At 61.6% G+C, this 7,155-nt stretch carries 5 protein-coding genes and 1 pseudogene; all 6 read right to left on the minus strand.

Annotated features, from left to right (window positions below; translation table 11 throughout):
* Window positions 1–1,890: hydantoinase/oxoprolinase family protein (locus tag EN925_RS16180; protein WP_164894231.1), on the minus strand; the 1,890-nt coding region annotated here is incomplete at its 3' end.
* A 102-nt stretch (window positions 1,891–1,992) separates the two neighbouring features.
* Window positions 1,993–2,973: a helix-turn-helix domain-containing protein gene (locus EN925_RS16185; RefSeq protein ID WP_127367131.1), complete on the minus strand. Its 981-nt coding sequence runs from the start codon at window positions 2,971–2,973 to the stop codon at window positions 1,993–1,995.
* A gap of 300 nt (window positions 2,974–3,273) precedes the next feature.
* Window positions 3,274–3,522, minus strand: a pseudogene (locus EN925_RS16190) (IS481 family transposase); the annotation flags it as partial.
* A 197-nt stretch (window positions 3,523–3,719) separates the two neighbouring features.
* Window positions 3,720–5,057 (minus strand): HlyD family type I secretion periplasmic adaptor subunit, encoded by a 1,338-nt coding sequence (locus EN925_RS16195; RefSeq protein WP_063171488.1) that lies wholly within the window; start codon window positions 5,055–5,057, stop codon window positions 3,720–3,722.
* A gap of 19 nt (window positions 5,058–5,076) precedes the next feature.
* The gene (locus EN925_RS16200) at window positions 5,077–6,771 is read right to left on the minus strand and encodes a type I secretion system permease/ATPase (protein WP_013533172.1); all 1,695 of its coding nucleotides are present in this window, start codon (window positions 6,769–6,771) and stop codon (window positions 5,077–5,079) included.
* 63 nt (window positions 6,772–6,834) lie between these two features.
* Window positions 6,835–7,155 (minus strand): hypothetical protein (locus EN925_RS16205; protein WP_164894232.1); only part of this gene is annotated, 321 nt, incomplete at its 5' end.

The following is a 7,155-nucleotide window of genomic DNA, read 5'->3' on the forward strand; positions in this document are numbered from 1 at the left end:
TTCATAGACAGCCGCATCATGAGATACGCCGTCGAACCAGACGCCGCGGCGGCCGAGCGGCTCGGGCACATGAGGCAAGACTCCGTGTCGCGGTATCTCGGCTTTCGGGACGATGCCGATCGCCTTGACCGCGATGCGGAAGATCGATACCGGCGCGTCTTCGCGGCGGTAGTTGAACTCGCGCTCGTGTTCGTTGTGGAATGCCTCGATCAGCGGGCAGATGCTCTCGATGCGCGCCGGGGCTGACACCGCGAGCGAGCGCCACTGGCCCTGGTACATCATCTCGACCGTGCGCTGCAGCGCCATGTCTTCCTGCGCCACGCCCTCATGGCCCAGACGCTCAACCGCCTGTTTTTCCATCAGAACAAAGGCTGCCTGCATCTCGGCGGGCGAGACAGTCGAAGCATCGGCCATGAAGCTTTCGGAGAAATCGTGCTGCACGTCGACGAGAAGGCAACCGAGCGCGGAGGTAACGCCGGGATTGGGCGGTACGATCACGGTTGGAATCGAAAGCTCCTTGGCCACAGCCGCTCCGTGCAAAGCGCCAGCACCGCCGAATGCGACCAGCGCAAAGTCGCGCGGGTCGTAGCCTCGGCTGATGGAGAGAAGCCGGACGGCATTGCCCATATTGGCGTTGGCGACGGCGATGATCGCCTCGGCCGCCTGGTGGAGTTCCATGCCGAAGGGTTCCGCCACCGTCTCCTGAACCGCCTCGGCGGCCAGAGCGGGGTCGAGCGTGATCTTGCCGCCCGCAAGGCTGGTGCCGAGACGGCCGAGCACCACATTGGCATCGGTGTTGGTGGCAATGCGGTTGCCATTCTTGTAGCAGGCCGGACCTGGAAAGGCGCCAGCGGACTGCGGTCCGTTGCGCAAGCTGCCGCCCTCGTCCTGCCATGCCAACGACCCGCCGCCCGCACCGATGGTCAATACCTCGATGGAGGGGAAGCGGATCGGATATCCGAATTCGATGTACCAGTCCTTTGTGATGCGCGACTCCCCGTTCCAGGCCAGCGAGACGTCGGTGCTGGTGCCGCCCATGTCGAAGCCGATCGAGTTCGGGTAGCCACAGAGATTTCCGATGAAGCGGCTTGCGATCGCTCCGGCGGCGATGCCGGATCCCGCGAGCCGGGCTGAGAAATCCTTGACGCTCGCGGGCGTCATGACCCCGCCACCGCTGTGCAGCAACAGGAGATCTCGTTTGTATCCGGCGTCGGCAAGCTTTTCTCCGAGACGCGACACGTAGTCGACGACGACCGGGGCGCAGACGGCGTTCGCCATGGTGGTGGAAAAGCGTTCGTGCTCGAAGATTTCCGGCATCACCTCCGAGGAGATCGAGACCGGCAGATCCGGCATTGCCTCCTTCAGGATCTCACGCATGCGGCGCTCGTTGGCGCCGTTGACATAGGAGTTCATGAAGCAGACGGCGATCGACTTGACCTGCCGTTTCTTGAGAATCTCCGCGACACGACGCGCGGCCTCTTCGTCCAACGCTTCCAGGATCGTGCCCTCGGCACTGACCCGTTCCCGGACGGTCAGCCGGTCGCGGCGCGGGATATAGGGCTTGGCGACATCTTTGTAGGTGTCCCAGAGATCTTCCTTGTTGGCGCGACGGATCTCTACAACGTCACGAAAACCCTCGCTGCAGACCATTGCGGTGCGCGGCAGACGGCGGGTGATCAGCGCATTGGTGGCGACCGTCGTACCATGAGAGAACATCGTTACCTCCGAAAGATCGATGCGCCCCTGCTCCACGCCATTCATGATGGCCTGCATGGGATCGTCAGGCGTGGAGGCGGTTTTTTCGATGCGGATCGCTCCGCTGTCTTCGTCCATGATACAGATGTCGGTGAAAGTCCCTCCGACATCGACGGCAACTCTGATTCGGCTCATGACAGTTCCTTCGCAAGGTCTTGCGGGCAAAGCCCCGCCTTCGTCGCCCCTTGCCGGGGAGACGTTGCATGAATGGTGGAATTGGCCCGGATTTCGTTGGGACTAGTGGCGCTCTCGCGAGGCCGAAGAGCCGCCCGCCCGGATCGCTGCTTCGCGACGGGTATCCGTCGGTGCGCAGCCGAACCGCGTCCGGTAGTGCTTGCAGAACTGGGACTGGTCGGCGAAGCCCCAGCGGTAAGCGATCTCGGCTACGCTGCTGATGTTGGTCACCGACATCAGCTCCTCGGCGCAAAGTTCAAGCCGGGCGTCGCGGATGAAGCCGTTGATCGACTGGTTGCTGTCCTGAAAAAGGACCTGCAGGTAACGCAGGGAGATGCCGCAGGCATCAGCCACCGCCTGCGGGCCGAGGTCGGAATTCTTCAGGTTGTCGCGAATATACTGCTCGGCACGATGCAAATGGCCGGCCCGGATCGACGAGATGCTGCTGTCCAGCACGCGATCGTCGCTCACGATCGACAGGCACAGCATTTCCAGGATGTGCCTGCCCATCATCTCACGAGCGACTTCAGTGATCTCATCGAGATGGCCGATCGTGGTTCGCACCGTGTCGAGGAAGAGCGCGGCGATGCCTTGGGTCGCGTCGAAACTGAGCGCACTGAGCCGTTCGGCGGATCCGATCCGTGCCCGAACGCTCGATGATGGTACCTTGAGGACCCACAGCGCGTTTGGCTTGCCGTGCCAGAATTCGTAAGGCGCATCTCCCCGCTCGACGAGAAAGCCCCCCGGCCTGCAATTGACGGTTCTCGACCCTTGCGAGAAATTCACCTCCGACATCTCCGGGATCGTGATGAGCAGGCTGGCGTCACGCTCGTTGAGGAAGTGGCGGCGGTGGCGACGATAGCTTACGGCATCGCAGCGCATTTTAGACACGCTGACGAGCCCAAGCGAGAAGGTTTCCAGCGTGCCTGAAAATTCGCGACGGTTCCGATACTCGGTGTCGAGCGGAAAATAGGCTTCGGTAACGGCGGCTTGCCAGGCATCACCGCCTGCGGGACCGCCGATCGTATCGACGACGTATTTCATTCCCCGACCTTTCTGGTTGACCCGGTTGTCCCGGTGTTGTTCCGAAGATTACAGGAATTCACCGGCGCGTATTGGTCAAAAACGAATAAACTTATGTGGTCGGTTGGCCCAGGACCGGAGCTCGCGACGGTTGCAGTTGTCGTCACGATCAGTGTGCAGCTGATCAAACCAGCCTTGGCGCGCAAACCGCCAGCCGACTTGGAACCATGCATTCTGTTCGCACACTCATTCAGGAAAAGTTGTCGGCTTCCAGATGTGGGCGGAAATGATGTCCTGCAGTTCCGTGCGCACCGCACGGAAGAGTGGCAGCAGCGTGTAGCGGCGGGAAGCGACAATGTCCGCCTCGTCCTCAATCGAGAGCACCGTCGATCTCGGTTCCTTCGGACCAGTCGATAGATCGGCGACCGAAGCTCGCCTCTTCCACTTCGCAACCGTCTTCCGGTTGATCCCGTAGCGCTTGGCCAGCCCCCTCAGGCTCTCTTGACTATGCTGTATCGCTCGACGGACCGCCTCTGTCGTTTTGGCGCTCCCATGCAGAACTTGGCCCATAGCGCATCCTTTGATTCGGGAGACAAGGATGCTCCATAAAGCCCGGGATCAAACATCTAGGATGATCAGATCCAGCACCAAAGAAACAGAGGGGCTGTCGGCAGGGAACATGCAGACCATGAGCGACTGGTTGTCGGCTTGTCTCCGACTGCTCTGCGTCAGAATCACCTCAAAAGCGAAGTCGCTTGGCTAATCCGTCATTTCTGGCGAAAGGCGGAGTGGAACGACACAACCAGCGGGCCCAGAATGTAGTCGAGCGCGGTGCGTTCCTCGGTGACGATCATGACTGACGCTGGCATGCCCGGATAAAGCGCAATCTGTGGGGCTGCTGCCAATTCCACCGGATCGACCGCTACGTCGGCAAGATAGTAGGGAAACCCGGTCTTGCTGTCGGTAATGCGATCCGCCGAAATGCGGGTGACGCGGCCATGAATTATGGGTATTGAGCGCTGCTTGTAGGATGTAAAACGAACTTCGGCAGCCATATCGGGTCGCAGGTTCGATATGTCCTCGACGCGAATCTGGGCCTGGACGATCAGCGAATTTTCGGTCGGCACGATATCGAGGATGGTCTGGCCCGGCGAAACGATAGCGCCTATCGAGAAGACGCTGAGATCCATCACCTGGCCGTCATACGGCGCGCGCACCTCGGCTCGGTCCATGGCAGCCTGGGCGGCAAACATCTTGGGCACGAGGTCGGAAAGGCTCGATTGCGTATCGATCAGCATGGCCGACAGCTTGGCTCGGCGCTCATTTGTCAATTGTGCGATCTGGCTTTCGAGTTCGGCTTTGCTCTGTTGGCTGCCGCCGATCGCGCCGAGGTTCTCATCGATCAGGCCCTGCAGATCCGAGGCGGATCTTTCCAGCTCCAGGATGCGTGGGCGGGTCGTCAATCCGGCCTTGAGCAGCTTCGACAGGCTGGCCTTCTCGTTGATCGTCGATTGCAACTGGGCATGGTAAGATTCGACCCGAGACTGCTTGCCCTGGATCTGCTCCTCGAGTTCGGCAATGCGCCGCTCGAGGATCTGCCTGGCGCCGGCCATCGAGGCGCGTTGGCTTTCCAGATCGGCGATCTGGTTTGCCATTGCATCCCTAAGGTAGTCTTCGTGCTCTTTGAGAATGTCCTTGGGAAAGGCAACAACCTCGCTGCCGTCCAGTTCGGCTCGGATCCTGGCATCGGTTGCGCGCAACAGCGCATATTGCTGGGCATAAAGATTGAACTCGGACCGAATCCTGGTGTCGTCCAGCTTCAGCATGATGTCGCCCTTCCTGACGACGTCGCCATCCTTGACGCGGATCTCCTTCACCGTACCGCCGTCGAAGTGCTGTACGCTTTTGCGATTGCCATCCACCTTGACGATGGCGTCGGCAAGCACGGCGCCGTTCAGCGGGGCAAAGGCCGCCCAGCCGCCAAAGATGCCAAAGAAAGCAACGATGATCAGCAGACCGATATAGGCCGGCACCCGGATCGAATCCGGGGCCAGAATACCGGCGTCGCCAGGCAGGCTCCGGTAGGTAAGCGCGCCGTCGCTCATCGCTCTCTCCAAACACGGTTCATTGCGTTGCCACCGCCATTGGAGCCGCGCGCTGGTTGAGGAGCGCCACGATCTCGTTTCTCATGCCAAAGGCCTCGACGGCGCCATCGCGCAACAGGAGGATCTTGTCGACATTCGCCAGGGTCGAGGGCCGGTGAGAGACGATGATCACCGTACTGCCGCGGCGCTTGAGTTCGATCGCGCAGTCGCTCAGCGCGCGGTCGCCATCGGCATCGAGATTGGAGCTGGGCTCGTCGAGAATGATCAGGTTCGGCGTTCCGAACACTGCGCGGGCAAGAGCAATCCGTTGGCGATATCCTCCTGACAGCACTGCGCCGCCTTCGCCGATCTGCGTCTCATAGCCTTGCGGCAGGCGGATGATCATCTCATGCACGCCGGCGAGCCGCGCGGCCTCGATGACCTCCTGGTCGACATTGGTCTTGAAGCGGCCGATGTTGGCGGCGACCGTATCGGAGAAGAGTTCGATATCCTGCGGCAGGTAGCCGATGTGGTCGCCGAGCGCGTCGTGTCCCCATTGCGACAGGTCGGCCCCGTCCAGCCTGACGGTACCGCGGCTGGGTTGCATGACGCCCGCGAGATGACGCGCCAGCGTCGACTTGCCGGCGCCGGAAGGGCCGACGATTCCCAGCGTCTCGCCTGCTTCCAGCCGGAACGATACGTCTCGGAGAAGCACTTTCTGCTGGCTGGCGATTGCAAAGCTGACCTGCTCGACCGAAATCTTGCCGGTGGGCTTGGGCAGGTTGAACGATCTTTCGCTCTGCGCGCCCCCGTCGACCAGCTTCTCGACCCTTGCCAACGCCGCCCGCCCCAGGATCAGGCTGCGCCAAAGGCCGACGATCTGCTCGACCGGCTGCAGCCCCCGGCCCAGCAAGAGGCTCGCGGCGAACATGGTGCCGCCGGTGATCTGCCGCTCGATCACCAGATAGGCGCCGAGGCCGAGGATCAGCGACTGCATGGTGAGCCGCAGGAAACGGATCAGACCCGACATCAGTGCGGCGCGATCGCTTGCCTCCGCCTGGCGCCGCAGCGCCAAATTGCGGTCGCGTCCCCAGCGGCGGATGAGGCCGTCGATCATCCCCATGGCGCGAACGACTTCGGCGTTTCTGAGGCTCATCTCGGTGAAATTATAGTTAGTCGTCGCCAGGTCGTTGGCCTGCTTCAGCGGCGAACGCACGATATATTCGTTTAGCACCGCCATGGCGACCAGAAGCAGCGAGCAGCCCAGCGCGAAGAAGCCGAGCCAGGGGTGCAGCAGGAAGATGATGCCGATGTAGATGGGCGACCATGGCAGGTCGAACAAAGCGTGGATGCCGCTGCCGGTGATGACCTGCCTGAACGTGTCGAAGTCTCGGATGGGCTGGCTCGGCGACGAGCCGGGCGATGGGGTCTCGACCGACGCGGCCAGGACTTTTGCCGACAGCAGCCGGTCGAGCCGCGCACTGGCACGCGTCAGGATGGAGGCGCGCACCAGGTCGAGGCCGGCCAGCGAAAGAAAGGCCGCCAGCAACACCAGGGTCAGCATCACCAGCGTGGTTTCGCTGCCGCTGGTGACGACCCTGTCATAGATCTGCAGCATGTAGAGTGGGGACGCGAGATAGAGCAGATTGATGGCCAGGCTGAACGCCGCCGCTACCAGGAAATAGCGGCGGCAGGCCCGAAGCGCATCCTTCACAATTCGAGATTTGCTATCCACGTCCAGAACCCCACTCGATACGCATCAGGCCAGGTGGGCCGCCGCTGGCGGCGGCCTTTTGGTTCACACCACGAAGTCGCTTGAAATTGCTCCATTGCCAACGCCCGTCAGCGTGAATTCCGCCGGATTGTACGAAACGGCGGTATGGCCTTGGCCGTCATCGGCAAGCTTGAAGCCGTTCGCATCGTAGCTGCCGACCAGATGCAGCGCGGTACCGTGGGTGCCGTCCGAAACGGTCAGCGTTCCGCCGCTGCCATCCTGGTTTGCCTGGTAGACGGCCGTCGTTCCCGCGCCGAACAGGATGTCCTCGAGCTCAAGCCTGTCGTCATTGGTGATGCCGCCGATCCGCCCGCTGAAATCGAAGGAATCGTCGAGCTGCAGCGT

The sequence above is a fragment of the Mesorhizobium sp. M7A.F.Ca.US.006.04.2.1 genome, assembly GCF_004022915.1.
In the GTDB taxonomy this organism is placed as follows: domain Bacteria; phylum Pseudomonadota; class Alphaproteobacteria; order Rhizobiales; family Rhizobiaceae; genus Mesorhizobium; species Mesorhizobium ciceri.